This is a genomic window from Pseudomonas sp. MF08875, from assembly GCF_059862525.1.
In genome coordinates this window covers 1-19,320 of sequence record NZ_JCBCUW010000034.1, presented here as the reverse complement: position 1 = coordinate 19,320, position 19,320 = coordinate 1, and the positions used below count along the sequence as shown (strand labels likewise).

Below are 19,320 nucleotides of genomic sequence, written 5' to 3'. Positions count from 1 at the left end.
AGGCAAGAACTCTGCGCCGTCTACTGTCAGAACTTACAGGGTGGCGGTGTTTTCCGACCGACGGCGCCAAGCGCTGCGGGACGTGCTGCCCTTACATAGTTAACACCTGGCCCTGGGCTGTTTTTGTTGTCATCGACCGTTCAATCAAACAGGGAGATGGCACATGCCAACCGTTGAACCCCTTAATGGCCTTTCGGGCAATCTGCACAACAACAGTACCTGGGCCCAGCAGCAAACCCTTGCCTTCATCCAGAAGGCCGTCGATGCGTCGATGGCCAGCCTGACGCCCGACCAGCGCACCCGATACATACGCCTACAGCGCGAAGCGACGGACGCGCTCCAGATGGTGGATCAGGAAAACCAGGCGCTGATCCAACAGTTCAAGCGCACAGGCCTGGCGCAACTGCGGGCGCGCCTGGGTGACAAGGATCCCGAGGCGTTTTTTATCCACACCGACTACCTGGAGAAAATCGACCACGGCATGCCCTGGAACCCACCCCGCCCGACACAGGCGTTGCGTGTGCCGCGCAGCGCGTTGCCGAGCGACCGCCCCTCACGGGCGCTGGACGAAACCAGCTACAAGCGCCACACCCGCTCGATGACCCTCTGGGAAGCGGCGTGCCTGAACTTCGGCGTTACTCGCAACATCTTGCAGGACTCAGGCTACAGCCTGGTGGAGGCCAGCTATATCAGCGGGCCGGAGGCCGACACCGACCCGGTCTCGGTCGAGGCTTTCATCGATATTGCCCGCGACCTGGACCTGGGCCTGCAACTCAAAAGAACCCTAGGCGCTGCCATGGGCCAGGGCGGTCGCATGCGCGCGCTGTTGCGTACCGCCACCCAGGCCTGCTTGCAATTCGACTTGCTGGAGTCGTACCGCAACCGAGCCCACACCGGTATCAGCCAGCCGCTTTACGAAGTGGCGCAAAGGATGGTCGACAACCCCACCCCCCACCACGGTATCGACACCATCAGCCTGGGCACCGACCTGTTCGAGTTCCCGTTCGCCGGCACCGAGAGCATGCCCATCCCCCTGGCGATCCTCACGCTCGACGACAATGCCGGCGTGCTGTCCTACTTCCCTGCGCGGCCCAGCGGCCCTTGGCAACACCACGAAAACGCCGCACAAGCGGCTGCCGACTTCATGAACCAACTGCGCGACGGGCACGACAAGCGCAACCTGGGTTGGCTGTCGCGGCAACTGGCCTTGCGCGACCTGGCCCGTTTCAACAAACTGCTGGCCCCCTCAGCGCGCCCGGAAGGCATGAACTGGCTGGCCGAGTTGCTGTATGACGGGTTTCACCTGCTGGTGGAAAAGCGCAACCTGGAGCATCTGCGCTTTAAGACCGATACCACCCCCGAACGCCCGCGTACCCTGCTCGACACCCTGACCAACCACAGCCTCCAGCGCTACCACACCAACCTGAGCAGCATGGCCAGCGTGCGCTCGGAGGTGGACTGGCAGGCCGTCAAGGACGCGGTCGCCGCCATCGCCAGTGAAGTCATGGGAGTGCTGCTGACTCCCGTCCCTGGCGGCCTCACCGGGGTGCAGCGCGCCCTGCAATACATCGTCATGGGCAGCCTGAGCTACAGCACCCTGGTCGGGGTCAGCGAGCTGGCCAAGGGCGAGCCCGACACCCTGGCCAGCACCCTGAGCGACTTGATAGACATGGCCATCAGTGCCCGTTTGATGTCTGTGGCCGGGCGCGCCCAGCAGTTGCGCATCAACCAGCACCTCATGCGCCTGGGCAACCCACAGGCCGTCAGCCTGCCCAATGGCGAGGCCATGCTGTGGAAACCAGACCTGACACCCTATGCGATCCCCGCCCAGGGTTTGCTCGATGGCCAACAGACCAATGCCCAGGGCATCTACCTGCTGCACGGCAAGACGTTCGCCAAATTGCACAACGGTGAGCGCGCGCTCGTGGCGCAGATCAGCTATGACGAGCCAAATAAACGCTACACCCTGGTGCCGCGAGACGGCTCGTCTTATCAGCCGACGGTCACGTTCGACCCCTCCACCCAGCGCTGGAAGCTCAACCCCCATGACACCCACGCCCTGGACGACGTCGCCCTGCTGCAACGCCTGCTGCCCGATGGCGACCAGGCCATCCCCCTCGGCGAACTGGCCCAGACCCTCAAGAGCACCGCCACGCCCCGGGCGACCCTCGACGCGGTGTGGCAGGGCGAGGAAGCGCCGCTGAACCTGACCGAAGGGGTGCGCCGCGTACAGGCAGATCGGTTGATCCAGCGCATCATCAGCGACCTGCCCCAGCGCGGGCACATGCCCGCCTACAGCGACAGTACCGTGCTGGCGCTGCTCACCCGGCTACCGGACTGGCCCGGCAATACGCGGATCGATATCTATGACCCCCAGGGCACGTTGATCGAAGCCTATGGCGAAGCCGACGCCCACCAGCGCATCGAATTGCGCCGCCGCGACGATGAGACCTACGTCGCCCGCCACGACCCCAGCGAAAAAACCGCCACCCGCGAACAGCTCTTTGAACTGATTGTGCACCAGCAACCGGCCGACTCGGCTCTGGGCATGGCGGGCCTGCTGGCGCGCCCACTCAGCGCGCGCATCGTCGACATCCGCCAGCAGATCGCAGCCCTGGCCGAATCGGAGCAGAACCTGTTGTTCGAGGCCCTGACCCTCTTCGCCGGCCAGGAGAAAAAACATTTACCCGAGGCCGAGGGTGCGCGCCGCTTCCTGCCCCTCCAGGCGCCACGCCCCCTGGTCGAGGTGACACCGCTGCTGAGCAAGCTGCGCGCCCTCAACCCACCGTTGACCGTCGCTAACCTGGAAGTGCTGCTGCGCCAGGCGCCGTTAAATCCGCGCCAGCAAGAGGAGTTCCTCAGGGGTGGGACACTGCCTTCCTCGTTCAAGGAACTGATCGACCACCATCGCACCGTTCTGCAAATCGACAGCGCCATTGATGCGCTCTACCACCCGCGCCAATACAACGCCAGCCAGCACCAATGGGCCTACGAATTCGCTTCGGCACTGATCCTGCGCCAGTTCAAACGTCCATTGCTGCTGACCCAGGTGCCGGACCGCAGCGCCTTCCAACCCACGGCGAAGGACACAACGGTCATTGAGCTTTGCCACTTTGGCGCAGGCCACTATGAAGCCTATGACAGCGTCCTGGGGCGCACGCTGCCCACGGCCGCCGGCCCCGACAGTTTCTACCTGGCCCTCGGCTCGGCCCTGCACCCGCGCGAACTCGCCGAGCTAGGCATGAGCGGTGCGAACGACAGCCAGACCCTGCGCAATGTGCTGGGCGACCTGATGAGCAAGCAACGCGGTGCGCGCGGCTTCATCAACTTACTCGGCCGCTCGCTGGCGCAGTACGAGCGAGGGGTAATTTTGCCCAGCGACCTGCGGCCCACCTCGCGGGGAATTTTCGAGCATCAGGGTCACCAGTACCTGCCACTGCTGGGTTCGCTCTACGAGATCACCTTCGATGCGGTACAGCGCAAATGGCGCCTCAAGCACCCCTCCCAGGCGGGCATCGAGACGCCGACTTTGGAACACAACAACGAGGGCGCCTGGCGGCTCTCCAGTGAAGACCCGATGACCTGGAGCGACACCCAGTTGTTCCATCGCCTGAGCGCGCAACACAACAGCTTTACCGACCAGACCGCCAGCGACATCCTGGCCGTCACCCAGACCCCGGCGCGCCTGTTGCGCCAGGTACACGCCACCCAAGTCCCGGCGCCACCGTTATTGGCCGACACCAGCAAGCGCTTTCGCCTGGAGCAGGAAACGGCGAACTTCATCGACGCCATGCACAACCCGTTCTCCCTCACCAACGCCAACCCGCAGATGGTGCTGCTGTTGCTGCCCAACCTGCCAAACTGGCCCGCTACCCACGTCCTGCAACTGGTCGACCAGGATGGCGCGGTGCTACAGCAGTACCCCAACGCCGACCCCGCACGCACGCACAAACTCACCGTGCCCGAACACCAACTCAGCACCCCAGCGCTGCTCAGGGCGACCATCAGCAGCAGAGAAATGACCCAGGCCCTGCTCGGTGAGCTGCCCGCGTCCATTGAAGAACGCATGCTCAAAGTGGCCGGTAAAGTAGCGGCCGCCGCCCTCAGGGAAAAAAGCCAACTCATCGACACCCTGTACGAACGCAGCGAAAAAAACGCCACCGAGCTTGAGTTGAAAATCAAGGTCCGGCACCCCCAACTGCCCAACACCCTGGTCAAAGCCGTGCTGGCCCACGCCACGGGCAGGGAACTCAAGCAATTGCAAGACAGCAACCAAGTGGGCCTGCGTTTGAGCGAGCAAATCCACCGCTGCGGCCATGACGTGCGCCTTAACCGCGCCTACGAAGGCCTGTTCCGCGAAGCGTTGAGCAATGCCGACAGCGAGAAAATCACCCTGCATCTGCTCAACGCATTGCCCAACTGGCCCACAAGCCTGCGCCTGCAAGTGCGCCGTGCCAGCCTGGATGGCGAAGTACTGCATACCGCCGGCAACCCGGCCGCGCCCACGGCCAGGGTGCTGGTGCGCCGCCCCGAGGGCTACCAGGTCGTGGATGCTCTGGGCGCGGCCCTGACTCCGGCGCCCGCTACCGGCAACAACCTGCTGGCTTCGATCCTGGCCACCCTGTCGGCCAGCGACCGCACGGCTCTGGGCCTGCCCGCGCAACAGGCCGAAGAGGCCCTGCGCCAGAAAATCATCGACCTGGCCCTGAACCGACGCGTGGAGATCAAGTCCCTGCTGGACCTACCCCACCTGCAACCCTGGATGCGCCCGGCCATGCCGATCGAGAGCACCTTCACTGTTTACCCGTTCTGGGAACGCCTGTGGCCGCGCCGGGGCCAGCGCGCGCCCGACCCGGTGCGTGAAGTGCAGCGCCTCTTCCCCCGCTACACCTCGCAGCAGGCCCGCGCCTTTGTCGAGGCCCAAGGCCTGGAGCCCCCGGCGCTGTTGCTGGAGCTGGAACGCCGCAGTACCGAGTACCACCAGATGAACGTGATTACCAACCAGTGGATCGATAGCCCTGCGGCCAATAACCTGGAGCGCGCGGACCGCTACGACAGGGTCCAGCACGGTAGGCGCCAAGTCCTGGAGCAACTGCAGCGGGCCTGGCGCCGAGAAAGCGAAGAGCTGTACTACGCCGGCGAGTTCGACACACCGATGCTCAGGCTTGAATGCCGCTACAACGACCTACCGCCGTCGACCTTCATCGAGGGCACGCGCGGCTTCGAGCACATCCAGCACCTGCACATCACCGGAGGTCGCCCGCTCGCCAATCTGGGCGATTTTTTAAGCAAATTCACCAGCCTGCACTCCCTGACCCTGGAGTGCGCCCTCACCGAACTGCCCACTAGCATCACACAAATGACCGGGCTCACCGACCTGTACCTGAACCACAACCAGATCCGCCTCGATGAGAACGCCGTGCAACGCCTGAGCACCATGACCGCGTTGCGCACCCTGGTGTTGGGCTACAACCCCCTGGGCATGACGCCTGACGTGAGCGCCATGACCCACTTGCAAACCCTTGATCTGCGTTCGACCGGCATCCGCACCTGGCCCGAGGGCAGCTGGCTACACGCGAGCCTGTTGACCCAGTACCTGCAAGACAACCAGCTCACCGAAGTACCCGACGCCGTGCTGAACCAAGCCACCCCCCTGAGCGTCAACACCCTGATGCACGGCAACCCTTTCAGCGAACAGACCCTGGTGCGCCTTGGCCAATACATCGAGCGTACTCACGCGCCCCTGAACAACGACTTGGCGCCTGTCGCCCACTCGCCTGAAGCCATCGACGCGTTGTCGCTGTGGCTGGAAAAAGTGCCCCCCGGGGAACACACGCAACGGTCCGAGCTATGGCAGCTGTTGCAGGTGGAGGTCGAAGGCCAGCCCCTGGCCGCGGATACCTTCCGCGTCCTGCGCGACCTGACCGCCAGCGCCCCCTTCATCGGCGGCGACGCCACCCGCCAAGCCATCACCGCACGGGTCTGGGCCCTGCTCACCGCCATGGGCGAGTCCACCGAACTGCGCAACAACGTGTTCAATTCGGTGTATGCCGGGGGCACCTGCGGCGATGGGGCGATTCTGACCTTCATCAATATGGAAATCGAAGCACGTAAATTCGCTGCCAAGAACCAGTCCGCCAGCGCTGAGGCCGACAAGCAAGTGCTGGAGCTGTGCCGCTCGCTGTTTTATCTCGACCAGGTCGACAGCATCGCCCGCACCTACATCGACCGACGCCTGATGACCGGCGTCGACCCCGACACGGTAGATGCCGCCGAAATCATTCTTTACCTGCGCACAGAGCTGGCAGCGGAGTTCAACCTACCGCCCCACCCCAGGGACATGATGCTCTACGGCACCGACATCACCGACGTCGAGCTGGCGCAGGCGCGCGCACGCCTGCGCACCCTGCAAAACACCCCGGCCGCGGACGAGTCGATCCTGCTCAGCGAACTGTGGCGCGAGTACCTGTTCCTCAGTGCCAACGAGCCGTTCTCCCACATCGCCGCCACCTACCGGCAAAGGACCCAGATCCTGGACAAGGAAGTCACGGACAAACGTTCGGAAGGCTACCTGGAACGGCGCCAATCACTGATCGATGAGGAAAATATGGAGAAGGAACGCCAGGTCCGGCTTTACACCGAAGCCGCGCTGCTGAGGCAACAACGTGTGGAGGGAGGGTCAGGTAGCCAGGCCAACTGACTACCACCCCACGCGCACCCAGGCTGGCGCGCGTGGGGGGTTCAGCGTCAGCCCATCAGGCCGAAGGCGCAACCGGCTCCTTGACCGGAGTCGGTTGCAGCTTGAACGCGTAGAACACCAGCGTCAGGAACACCAGGAACACCGGGCCGACGTACAGCGCGATGCGGGTGTCCGGGAAGTACGCCATCAGGCCCACCACCAACACCAGGAACGCCAGCGCCACATAGGAGCTGACCGGGTAGAACCACATGCGATAGCTCAGGCCATCACGCTCGGCCGGGGTCAGGCTTTTGCGGAACTTGAGCTGCGCCAGCAGGATCATGGCCCAGGTCCAGATCGCGCCGAAGGTGGCAATCGAGGTCACCCAGACAAAGACTTTTTCCGGCACCAGGTAGTTGAGCAACACACCCAGCAACAGCGCGGCAATCGACAGCAGCAAGGCGCGACGCGGCACACCGTTGCTCGAGGTCTTGGCGAAACCGGCCGGGGCCTGGCCGTTCTGCGCCAGGCTATAGAGCATGCGCCCGGTGCTGAAAATGCCACCGTTGCACGACGACAGCGCTGCGGTAATCACCACGAAGTTGATGATGCCCGCCGCCGTTTTGATGCCCAAGCGCTCGAAGGTCATCACGAAGGGGCTGCCCTGGGTGCCGATTTCGTTCCACGGGTAGATCGACAGGATCACGAACAACGCACCGACGTAGAACAGCAGAATCCGCCAGAACACCGAGCCGATGGCGTCGGGAATGGTCTTGCGCGGGTTCTTCGCTTCACCGGCGGTCAGGCCGATCATCTCCACGCCCAGGTAGGCGAACATCACCATTTGCAAGGACATCAACACGCCCTGCACGCCGTTGGGCATGAAGCCGCCGTGGGCCCACAGGTTGGAAATCCCCAGCGCCACACCGTCGTTGCCGAAACCGAACGCGATCACGCCGATACCGCCGACCACCATCGCGATGATGGTGACGATCTTGATAAGGGCGAACCAGAACTCGAACTCACCGAAAGCCTTGACCGCGATCAGGTTGATCGAGCCCATGCTCACCAGGGCCGCCAGGGCCCAGATCCAGCGCGGCACCTCGGGGAACCAGACCCCCATGTACACCGCCACCGCGGTGATTTCCGCGACGCAGGTCACCAGCCACAGAAACCAGTAGTTCCAACCGGTCAAAAAACCCGCCAACGGGCCCAGGTAGTCTTGCGCGTAACGGCTGAACGAGCCCGCCACCGGGTTGTGCACGGCCATCTCGCCGAGGGCGCGCATGATGACCAGGATCGCCAGGCCACCAATGATGTAGGACAGCATGATGGCCGGGCCGGCCATTTCAATGGCCTTGGCCGAACCGAGGAACAGACCGACGCCGATACAGGCGCCAAGCGCCATCAGGCGAATATGCCGTTCGCCGAGTTCGCGTTTGAGCGGGCCGCCTTGAGCGGTCTCGCCGTGGGGCATAGGGTTGCCGACTGGCATGGGAGTACAACCTCGTCTTGTTATTGGATATGAACCACCGAGTCCGCACATCCGCACCGGTAGGCTCGGGTGTACGCAGGCCGGATCCACTTTGTGAGCAGACCCGTCTTGTAGGACAAAACCTGCAAGATCAGCGGGGCGTGCAGTATAAAAAGCTCCCAGCAGGGCTTTTCACTCTATAAATGACAGTTTTCAGCGTTAATTCGGGGCAAAAGCCTTTTACACAAAAACACTTGCTTCGAGACGCCAGGCTTGTCTGCCAGAAAAAACGGCGGCGAGTATTGCACAGCCAAAGGGCAGCGTCATGCCCCTACCTTGGGCCAATTTACGCAGCGCCAAGGCTCTAGGGCGGGCCTGAGCCTTTCAACCCAGGCTCCTACAGGCCGGTGGGGTGGCAAGGGAAATACAGCGCCGCGCCCCTCATCTGTGGGAGCAACTGCCTTACCCCTAGCCACTCAATGCCGCCATCGCGAGCAGGCTCGTTTCCACAGAGGAAAAATGAAAATCCCACCCGCACCACCGTTCAACTGTGGGAGCGGGCCGGGCGGCACTCCGCTTGCCCACGATCGCGTGTGTCTGAAATATCCGACCCAAAACTCAATAATTACCCCACACCCTACAAAGAAATCTCGCCTCTACAATTTCTTCACACCCTACAGCCACCGTCTAAGCTTCAGACAAGTCCGATCAATCTGAGTGGAATGGATCAATCGACTATGGGTGCTTTGTTGCCAACCGATTCGAGTGAAGCACTGGTGCCAACTGACCGCGTGGATCAAACCCCTTTACCCGCCAGAAAACGCCCACTACGCCGCTACGGCTGGCGCATGTTCTGGCTGTTGCTGCTGATCGGCCTGATCTTCCTGGGGCTGGCAATTGCCCGGGAAAGCCGCACCTCCAAGCTCCAGGCCAGGGAATTCAGCCAACTGGCCGCGGCCCTGACCTACAGCCTGGAGCCGGGGCCCAGCGAGGCCATCGTCTACCCCGGTGACGGGCCGTTCGACAAACGTTTGGGCTACAGCCACATCGGAGATTTCGTACAGCGCCTGCTAAAGCGCAATTACGTTGTGCAGGAACAAACACGCTTTTCCCAAGCACTGCTGGACTACACCGATAAAGGCCTGTTCGTGCCCTACGCGGAGAAAATCCAGGCAGGGTTGTCGATCACCGATTGCCGCGCCGCACCGCTGTACCAATACAAATATCCCCAGCAGTTGTACCCGCACTTCGCCGCCATCCCGCCGTTGGTGGTCCATAGCCTGCTGTTCATCGAGAACCGAGACCTACTCGACCCCAAGCAGCCGCTGGCCAACCCAGCCGTGGACTGGCCGCGTTTTGCCCGGGCCGCGTGGTCGCAAGTGGCGAAAATGCTCCACCTGCCGGGGCAGACGGCGGGGGGCAGCACCCTGGCCACCCAGTTGGAAAAGTACCGCCATTCCCCGGACGGGCTGACGGTGTCGGGCGCCGAGAAGCTGCGCCAGATGCTCTCGGCCAGCGTGCGCGCCTACCAGGCCGGGCCCCACACCGAGTTGGCGCGGCAGAACATCGTGCGTGATTACCTCAACAGCGTGCCGCTGTCGGCAGTGCCCGGCCACGGCGAGGTGCACGGCATGGCCGAAGGGTTGCGCGTGTGGTACGGCGCCGAGTTCAACCAGGTCAACGCGGCGTTGGCCAGCACCGCCAACGATGAGCAGAGCCTGGCCAAGCGCGGCCTGGCGTTGCGCCAGGTGTTGTCGTTGATGATCGCCCAGCGCCGCCCTTCCTATTACCTGGCCCGGGGCCGCGAGGATCTGGCCCGGCTGACCGACAGCCACATTCGCCTGCTGGCCCAGAACGGCGTACTCGACGCGCCTCTCACCGCGGCCGCCCTGGGCAGCAAGGTGACCTACCGCGACTGGGTGCAGCAGCCGACGATCCAGCCCATCGAAACCAACAAAGGCATCAGCGTGGCGCGCAGCCGTTTGGGCGGCATGCTCAACCGCCCGTTGTACGACCTCGACCGCCTCGACCTGTCCGCCACCAGCACCCTGCAAGGCGACCTGCAAGCCCAGGCCACCACCTACCTCAAACGCCTCGCCGACCCGGCCTTCGCCGCCGAAATCGGCCTGCTGGGCGAGCGCCTGCTGACACCCACCAGCACCACCCAGGTGCGCTACAGCTTCACCCTGTTCGAGCTGACGCCCGACGGCTCGCGGGTGCGGGTGCAGACCGACAGCACCGACCAACCCTTCGACATCAACGAAGGCAGCAAGCTGGAGCTGGGCTCTACGGCGAAAATGCGCGTGCTCACCACTTACCTGCAAATCATCGCCGAGCTGCACGAACGCTACGCTGGGCAAAGCGTCGCCGAGCTGAAGAAAGCCGCCATTGCCGAACAGGATCGCCTGAGCCGCTGGGCCGTGGACTACCTGATCCAGAGCAACGACCGCACTCTGACGAAAATGCTCGGCGCGGCCCTGGACCGTAAATACTCGGCCAGCCCCGGCGAGGCGTTTTTCACCGGCGGCGGGTTGCACACCTTCAATAACTTTCGCAAGGAGGACAACGGCCGCTTGCCCACCCTGCGCGATGCGTTGCGCGAATCCATCAACCTGCCGTTCATTCGCCTGATGCGCGATTTGGTGCGCTACACCATCTACGCCGGCCCCAGCGAGCGCGCCGAACTGCTCAAGGACGACGCCAACCCGCGCCGCCAGGAATACCTGGCGCGCTTCGCCGACCGCGAAGGCACCTCGTTCCTGCAAAGGTTCTGGAAGAAGTACCAAAAGAAAGACACCCAGGCGCGCCTGGACACCTTCCTCGACAGCATGCACCCCACCGCCATGCGCCTGGCCGCCGTGCACCGCTACCTGCTGCCCGACGCCAGCCAGGAAAGCTTCAACCGCTTCGTGCGCGCCCACCTCAAGGGCGTGGCCAAGCCCGAGAAACTCACCGACGAACGCCTCGACAACCTGTATTACGCCTACGGCCCAGGCAAATACGACCTGCCCGACCAGGGGTTTATCGCCAAGGTCCACCCCTTGGACCTGTGGCTGATGGGCTACCTGCTGAACAACCCCGAGGCCCAGTTCAGCCAGATCGTCAAGGCCAGCGAGTTCGAACGCCAGGAGGTCTACAGTTGGCTGTTCAAGAGCCGCCACAAAGGCGCGCGCGACAGCCGCATCCGCACCATGCTGGAGATCGAAGCCTTCCTCGACATTCACCAGCGCTGGCAGAAAGTCGGCTACCCCTTCGACCACCTCGTGCCCTCCCTGGCCACCGCCATCGGCAGTTCAGGCGACCGCCCCGCCGCCCTCGCCGAGCTGATCGGGACGATCCTCAACGACGGCGTGCGCCGGCCCGCCGTACGCATCGACAGCCTGCGCTTCGCCGCCAATACGCCCTATGAAACGCGCTTGGTCAGCGACCCTGACCGGGGCGAGCGGGTGATGCCCGTCGAGGTTGCCCGGGCGATGCGCGAGGCGTTGTCCCAAGTGGTCGACGCCGGCACCGCGCGGCGGGTGTCCGGCAGCTTCAAGTTGCCCGATGGCACGCTGCTGGCCATGGGCGGCAAAACCGGCACCGGCGACAACCGCATCGAAGCGGTGGGCGCCGGTGGGCGCATCCTCAGCTCCAAGGCCATCAACCGCACCGCGACTTTCGTCTTTTATATGGGCGACAGCCACTTCGGCACCCTCACCGCGTTCGTTCCCGGTGCCGGCGCCCAGGCCTACAAGTTCACCTCGGCGTTGCCGGTGCAGGTGCTCAAGGGCATGGCGCCGATCCTCACGCCGTACCTGCAACCGGGCAGTGCCACGGCATGCCAGCCGCCCGCGCCACCCCCCAAAGTAGCAGCCAATAAGGGCGGTAGTTAGTTATTAAGAGGCGTTTATTAATGGGGCAAAAACACTATATAAGTCTGCTTAACAGGCCATAAATCAAACTTATTATCCGCCCCGCACCTGCATAGACTTGAAGTTTAATTCGTCAACTTCAGGCCCATACCATGGTTTACCCGTTCTTTAACCCCACACCGCCATTAACCGCGCAAAGTGCACTAAAGGGGCAGCATTTCGAGCTCATCCAGCGCAACTTACCGCCTTGGATAACCACCATTGCCCCGCACCGCCTCAAGGCTTTGCAAGCCACCGGCTACCGTGCCTCCAGCCATTACCCCCACGCCAACACCGAGCAACACCAGGCCCTCAGGCACGCCATCGGCCAACAGTGGCGGACGCAAACGGCGGTGGATAAAAAACTCGACGCCCTGCGTGATGTTTATGCCTTCGCCGAACCGCTGTTAAAACAGGCACTCAATGCCTATGGCGAAGTCGACGTCAAACACGTATTCCTGCGCACCTATACCAGTGCCTCGTACATCACCGCCGGCCAGCAAAGTACAACTTCGTCTTTACTCGACCGCGCCTTGCACAACTTTGCCGCCGACGAAACCTTCACCGACTTTGCCTTTTTATCCGCTGCCGACGCGCGCGGGCAGCAAGACGTGCTGACCCTGCGCCACCGCACCACCGGCCAGGCGCTGAACCTGGACCAGTTCAAAGCCATTTGCCGCCAATTGGACATCGGCGCGCAGTATCAGGCCCAACTCCATAAGGTGCTGGGTGGCGGCTACCCGCAGGTCCAGCGAACACTGCGCGAGGCGGTGATCGCCAGCCAGCAGGCCGCGTTCACCAGCGCCGTGCACCTGGCGCACATCAGCGGCGATATCAGCCAAGGCGCGATGCTCGCCCTGCTGCAATTGATCGACGCCCGCGGCCCCGTGGCGTTCGAGGACGGCGAGCTGCATGCCTACACCCTGAGCATCATGAATTGCACCTTGACCGGCGTGGTGCTGTTCTCCAGCAACGCCCAGGATGCGTCACGGATCAAACCGCTGATCGCCTACGTGCCCGGCGACCCCGAGCACCCCCTCAAGCAATACCCGTCCTCTGCGGCCTTCGTCCAAGAGCTGACCCGCCAACTGCGGGGCACGCCCAGCGAGCGGCCGGCGGGGCAGCGGTACCCGCAATTTTTTGCCCAGTTCATCGCCCACGCCCAGCGCGGTGCGTTTTTCAGCGGGCTGAACCGCCAGCTCAGCGAAATCACCTGGCACCAGCGCGAACGCGGCGAGCGGCTGCCCAGTTGGACCACTACGGCGGTGGAAAACCCGACGCTGTACTTCAGCGTGCAGGACATCCGCGACGACTATCAAAACCGCCCCAACGGCACCCCCGATAACCTGTGGCACTACCTCTACCGCACCCGGCTGAACAAGATCATCAACGACGCCCAAGACATCGCCGTCTCCACCCAGCGCGTAGACCAATTGGCGCGCCAGGCCTGGTGGGACAACCTCGAAGGCATCCTGGGCACCGCCCTTAACGTTGCGCTGCTGGTGGTCACGCCGTTCGTGCCGGTAATGGGGGAATTAATGCTGGCCTATACCGCCTATCAACTGACCGAGGAAGTCTTCGAGGGCGTGCTGGACTGGACCGAGGGCCTGGGCCGCGAGGCCGCCGAACACCTATTGGCGGTGGTTGAAAGCCTGCTGCAACTGGGCGAGTTCGCGGGCGCCGGGGAGATTGTCAAAGTGGCCCAGCTCAAGCTGTCGTTGTTCGTCGAAGGCATGCGCCCCGTGCAAACAAGCGATGGCCGGACCCGCCTCTGGCACCCAGACCTTGCGCCCTACGCGCAACCCGACCTGGCCCCGCCCACAGGCTCGCGGCCCCAAGCCTCGGGGCTGCACCGGCACCAGGGCAAAGACGTGCTGGCCGTGGACAACCGCCATTACGAGGTCGCGCGCGCCCCCCACGCGGGCGAGCACCGCATCCGCCACCCGCGCCGTGCCAACGCCTACCAGCCGCGGGTGCGCCTCAACGGCCACGGCGCCTGTGTGCTCGAAGGCGAACAACCACGCACCTGGAACACACCCACCCTGCTGCGCCGCCTCGGCCCCCGCACCCAGCCGTTCAGCGACCGGCAACTGGAGCAGATGCGCGTCATCAGCGGCACCGATGCTGGCGTGTTGCGGGGCATGTACCTGCGCAACGAACCGCTGCCGCCCCTGCTGGACGACACCCTCAAGCGCTTCGAAGCCGAGCACTACGCCCGCACGGCCAGCGAACTGACCCGCACCGGCCAGCCCTTGCCCGCCGACCCGGCCGCCGACTGGTTTGAACAATCGGTCACCGAACTCCCCGGTTGGCCCGCCGACAAGGCCCTTGAGGTGTTCATCAACAGCGACCTGAGCGGCGCCAGCCACAAATACGGCAACACCCAGGCAGGCCCCGGCGACACCCTGCAACTGGGGCTGGCCGAGGTCATGGCCGGCAAACTGGCCGAGCGCGTGCTGGGCTTTCTCGATGAAGGCCAGATCGAAACGCTACTGGGCAGCAAGATCCCTGCACCGCAACAAGTGCAAGCCCTGCGCAATGCCCTGGCCGACTACGTCACCGGCCAGACCGACGACATTGCCCGCCATGTCTACCGCGCCGGGCAAGTGAGCGACGATGCCCAGGTCAACCTGCTGCGCCAGTCTTTCCCCACCCTGGACAACAGCAGCGCAGAGCGCCTGCTGAGTACCGCCACCCCCACCGAACGCCAGACCATGGCCCAGGGCAACTACCTGCCGCTGCGCCTGGCCGAACAGGCCCGGGAGCTGAGCTTCGCCGCTGATTCGGCCCTGGCTTTTCACGGCCTGCAGAACGCCGCGCGGATCAACGCCGACAGCGAAAACCTCGCGCTCAACGCCTTGCGCATTCACAGCGACCTGCTGGCCAACCTGCGCGTGCAGGTGCGCGAAACCAGCCCCAGCGGCACGTTGCGCTGTGAAGTAGGGCCGCAGGACGCCGCGCTGACCCGCGTCCTGGTGCGCCACTCCACGCAGGGCTACGAAGTGTTCGATGCCCAGGGCAACAAGCTGCAAGGCCTCAAGAACCTGTACGAGTCCATCATCGCCACCCTGCCGGCCGAAGGGCGCACCGACATGGGCTTTGGCCCCGGCCAGGGCGCGCAACTCAAACAGTGGCTGATGGAAAAGCTCGAACCCCTGGCTGAACGCCGTACCGCCATCGCCCGCCCGCCCGTGCGCAGCAACACCGACCCACAAACCCAGGCCCTGCTCGGCGGCCCCGCTTACAGCCGCCTGCGCGCCCTGTATACGCCGCAGACCGAAGCCGAACAAACGCTGCACAACCTGTTCCCTACCCTCAGCGGCGAACAGGTCAAGGCACTGATCGCGCAAATGGAACCGGACAAGGTGGCGCAGTACCTGGAAAAGTTCGCCCTGGAAAACTACCGCGTGCCCCGCGAGCTGGAACAGTGGCGCCGTTCCCCCTCTGCCTGGGCCAAAGGCAGCGTCGAAGACGTGGTCGAACGCGAGCGTCGTGACTCCCTCGCCCAACGCCTGCTGCAAGGCTGGGAGAATCGCCTGCTGTTCTTCATCGAAGTACCCATCCGCCAAACCTACGGCTCAGAACTCAACCTGGCCCATGTGCCGCTGCCCGACAGCCTGCCGGTGCTGACCGACGAATTGGTGCACGTGCGCTCGGTGCTGCTCAACAACAGCGGCTTCAGCGCCCGCCATGCACCCTTCCTGGAACTGTTCCCCTCGTTGCAGATCCTGGGGCTGGCCAACAACGAGCTGACCGAGTTGCCCGAGGTGTTCACCACCCTCACGCACCTGGAATACCTCGACCTGCACAACAACCGCATCGTCGACGCATCGCCCCTCAACAGCCTCAAGGAGTTGACTGAAATCGACCTCAGTTCCAACCCGCTCACCGTCGCCCCAGACGTCAGTGCCATGGCGCACCTGCGCCAATTGAACCTCAACCGCACCCAACTGACGCAGTGGCCCAAAGGCCTGTTCGTGCTGCCGCGGGTCAGCGACTTCACCCTGCAGGCCGTTGGCGTGCCCTTGCGCCAACTGCCGATGGCACCGCCCGTGCCCGAGGCGGCAGAAATCATCGCGCGCATCCGCCTGAACCGTACCACCCTGGACTTCGACCAGCAGCAGGCCTACGAGCAGTACCGCAACGCCGTGGGGCTGGACCCTCACCGCACCTATGAGCCCAAGGGCGACTATCGCTACTGGCTGACTGACCTCGCCCCGTACCGGCACAGCGAGTTTTCCGAACAATGGCTGGCGGTAGAGCGCGAGCATGGCTCCCAGGGCTTTTTCGAAGTCATCAAGGCCCTGGAGACCTATGACGACTACCAGGACCCGCAGGATTGGGACCGTTACGAAGAGAACCGCCAACGGGTGGCTGAGCAGGTGGCGATGATGCTCGCCCAGGCCCATGCCGACAGCGCACTGCGCGCCCGCTTGTTCCGGATGGCGAGCTTCCCCGGCCTGTGCGCCGACGGCGCGGCGCAGATCTTCAACAACATGGGCATTGAAACCCTGGCGACCCTGAACGAACGCTACGCCCATGGCGACCGCCAGCACCAACTGGTGACCCTGGCCAAGGGCGCCGCGCGGCTCAAGTTACTGGGCAAGGTGGTGCGCCAGGACATCGCCCTGCGCACGCGCCCCCGCGAAGAGGGCGGGCAAGGCCTGTGGCATCGCTCGCAGATGCGCGACACCGCCGAAGGCCCCAGGCCCGGCGAGGTGGACGAGGTGGAAATCCACCTGGCCTATGAAACGTCCCTGGCCAAGAGGCTGGACTTGCCCTGGGTCACCGACCACATGCACTACCGCGACAGCGCCCAGGTCAGCGCAGACATGACCGAAAATGCTTACCAGATGGTGCTCACGCTCAGCGAGGGCGATGGCCTGGTGGACCAGATGCTGTTGGAGCCGTACTGGGAAACCTACCTGCGCAACCGCTACAACGCCCAGTACCAGAGCAACGAACAAGCCGTCGCGCTGAAACTAGAAAAACTCGATGAGTTGCAGGAGCTACTCGACACCGTGGCACAAGCCAAAGAGGCCGGCACCCCCATGGACGACGCACAGCAAACCACCCTGCAAGCGTTGGCCCAGGAACTGGGCATCCCCATCGCCGAGGTTGCCCCAGGCAACCGGATGAACAGCACACGCTACGCGCAACTGCTCACCGACCTGGGCGAAACCCGCAAGCAGTGGGCCCGCGACCTCACCCGCCAGGCCCTGCAAACCGCCGAAGCCCGGGGCTACGCGAATCAGGCCTAAACCCACCGCTGCCCCGTGGCTGGGGATGGAGTTAGAGCTGTGGGGGCGGGCCTGCCCGCCCCCACAAACAGCAACCTCCCATACCGATTTGCGCCACCACAAAAGTGGCCGCCCCGGCCAGCTCAGATCTGCGAATCCCAGACCACCGTGACGTTACCCTTGTAGGTACCCGCCTCCCGCGTGAGCATCTGCTCCACATCTGCCTGGCGAATCTCGAAATGCAAGGTACCGGGCTTGAAATCCACATAGCGGGACGGTTGCAACAGCTCGGTGCCTGCCCCGCTCAGTAGCAGCGGCCGGCGCGTCACGGCTTCTCCACTGCTCCCCACCAACCCATTGGGCAAGCTCACTTGCACATGCAGCGGCACCTGGTTGCCCAAGCGGTCTTGCAAGCCACAGGTATCGCCCACCGGGTACTGGCACTGCATCTGCATCTTGAAGCGCGAGGTGGTGGAAATGACGAAGGTCTGGTCGCGGAACAACCGCGCAGGCTTGCGCCCGCTATTGAGCCACCCCTGCCAGCCACCCAGGGGCACCAGGTCGACTTTGTTGCCACCCGGTGGGATATCGACTTTGAGGGTGTGCTGCACCGCCAGCACGAAGTTCAGGGTCAGGGCGCCGTCATCGGGAATCATCACATCCCCCATGTCGAAGTCCTGATTGGGCCCCAAGGTGTAGGTCAGGCTGCCGGTGTACATACCGGAGAGCATCTTCAACGGGTCGGGGGTCTGGAGCTGATAGGCCATGTCCAGGTAGTCATAGGTCATGAAAGGGATGCGATAGCTGGCGCGCTTGGCGCACACCGCCTCGGCGGGTGTACGCCAGAAAAACATGTAGGTATACGCCGTGTATGCAGCCAACCCGCTGTACAAGCAGGCGGGCGGTGGGTACACCCAACTGGCGCCCCCCCACAACAGGTAGTGGCCATTGCCAGGGGTGTTCTCCACCAACTCGTTGACCGGTTGGTTGAACCGATAAGTTGAACCCAAGCCGTGAATGCGCAACTTGAGTGTTTGCACTTCCCCCGTGGCCGCATGGGTCACGGTCAGCTCCCGCCAGTTAGCGGGCACCTTGAACATGGCGCCATCGCGTTCGTTGGCGTGGTTGGCCTCGATCGCCCGGCTGCTGGTGAAGCGAATAGGCAGGCGAATGCTGAACATGCCAAACGACTGGCACACCCCCGGATAGATCGCGCAATAACCCGAATTGGGAGTGGTGTTGACGAACTCATTGCGCATCGGATGACTGGGGCTGGGCTGAAACACCGCATCGATTCGCTGGGTCGCGGCCCCGGCCGCGGCCATGAACAAAACGCCGGATAGACCCACTAAAGGGGCAAGCAGAACTTTCTTAATCCAAAACTTCATGGCGTGGGCACCACCGCGTTAAACATGATATTGACACTGCCGTAGTAACTTCCCGGCCTATAACCGGCCTCTGTCAGCGGTTGCGCAGTGATGTCCAGCAACACCCGTTTACCGGCGGCTGCTTCAACTTGGGAAACCACTTCAACCGGCCCCAAATGAGTGAGTTGCACGTTATTGAACATGACGGTCAAGGGAATGACCTGCGCATCGGCCACGCCCGTCGACAAATAAGCTGGGCTGTCTAACTTGGCCTCGATGGCACCGGCGTCGTGACGCACGTCAAAAGATTTACGCAAGCCTGCCAACTGCGACGTCACCGGGTTCCAGGCCAATTGTTGTTCACGGTGAATCCAATTGGGATCGGCGGGAATTACATAAAAACTGGGCGTGGGGATGCTCACCGACACCTCAAAGGTATGTTCTACGCGCTCTTGAGCCCAGCCCGTGGGGCCGCCCAACAGCAGGCTACCCAGTGCAATTGCCCAACGCAGCTTATCGGTCATGGCACCACCTGATACTTCCTGAATTCAACACATAAGTGCAACGCTCACCCCTGTATGCACTTCGTACGGCGTCTTCCAGCCCAAGCGCTTGCGCGGGCGTAGATTGATCCTCGCTACTGTCCGATTGACGGCTTCGACGGTCA

At 63.4% G+C, this 19,320-nt stretch carries 6 protein-coding genes and 1 pseudogene; 3 read left to right on the top strand and 4 right to left on the bottom strand.

Features of this window, described 5'->3' with window-relative positions:
- Positions 1-163: 163 nt before the first annotated feature.
- Positions 164-6,700 carry an NEL-type E3 ubiquitin ligase domain-containing protein gene (locus tag AC19YT_RS19045; protein ID WP_500610825.1) on the top strand — a complete coding sequence of 2,179 codons (6,537 nt, stop codon included), beginning with the start codon at positions 164-166 and terminating at the stop codon, positions 6,698-6,700.
- Between the two features lie 55 nt (positions 6,701-6,755).
- Here the strand turns inward: AC19YT_RS19045 and AC19YT_RS19040 are convergent, their stop codons facing one another.
- Positions 6,756-8,174, bottom strand: a complete 1,419-nt coding sequence (locus AC19YT_RS19040; protein ID WP_095107986.1) for an amino acid permease — start codon at positions 8,172-8,174, stop codon at positions 6,756-6,758.
- A gap of 716 nt (positions 8,175-8,890) precedes the next feature.
- On the opposite strand from AC19YT_RS19040, the gene AC19YT_RS19035 reads away from it, so the two are divergent.
- Both AC19YT_RS19035 and AC19YT_RS19030 read left to right on the top strand, forming a co-directional pair.
- Entirely contained in the window at positions 8,891-12,028 is a 3,138-nt protein-coding gene (locus AC19YT_RS19035) for a transglycosylase domain-containing protein (protein WP_500610824.1), read from the top strand.
- A 131-nt stretch (positions 12,029-12,159) separates the two neighbouring features.
- Positions 12,160-17,307, top strand: coding sequence for a dermonecrotic toxin domain-containing protein (locus AC19YT_RS19030; RefSeq protein WP_500610823.1), 5,148 nt, complete (start codon positions 12,160-12,162; stop codon positions 17,305-17,307).
- Between the two features lie 122 nt (positions 17,308-17,429).
- Here the strand turns inward: AC19YT_RS19030 and AC19YT_RS19025 are convergent, their stop codons facing one another.
- The 3 genes and pseudogenes from AC19YT_RS19025 to AC19YT_RS19015 all read right to left on the bottom strand — a co-directional run.
- Entirely contained in the window at positions 17,430-18,674 is a 1,245-nt protein-coding gene (locus AC19YT_RS19025) for a hypothetical protein (protein WP_500610822.1), read from the bottom strand.
- Positions 18,671-19,177: a CS1 type fimbrial major subunit gene (locus AC19YT_RS19020; RefSeq protein WP_095107982.1), complete on the bottom strand. Its 507-nt coding sequence runs from the start codon at positions 19,175-19,177 to the stop codon at positions 18,671-18,673. Before AC19YT_RS19020 ends, AC19YT_RS19025 begins: the two co-directional genes overlap by 4 nt.
- A 24-nt stretch (positions 19,178-19,201) precedes the next feature.
- Positions 19,202-19,320: pseudogene (locus AC19YT_RS19015) on the bottom strand (IS30 family transposase); the annotation flags it as partial.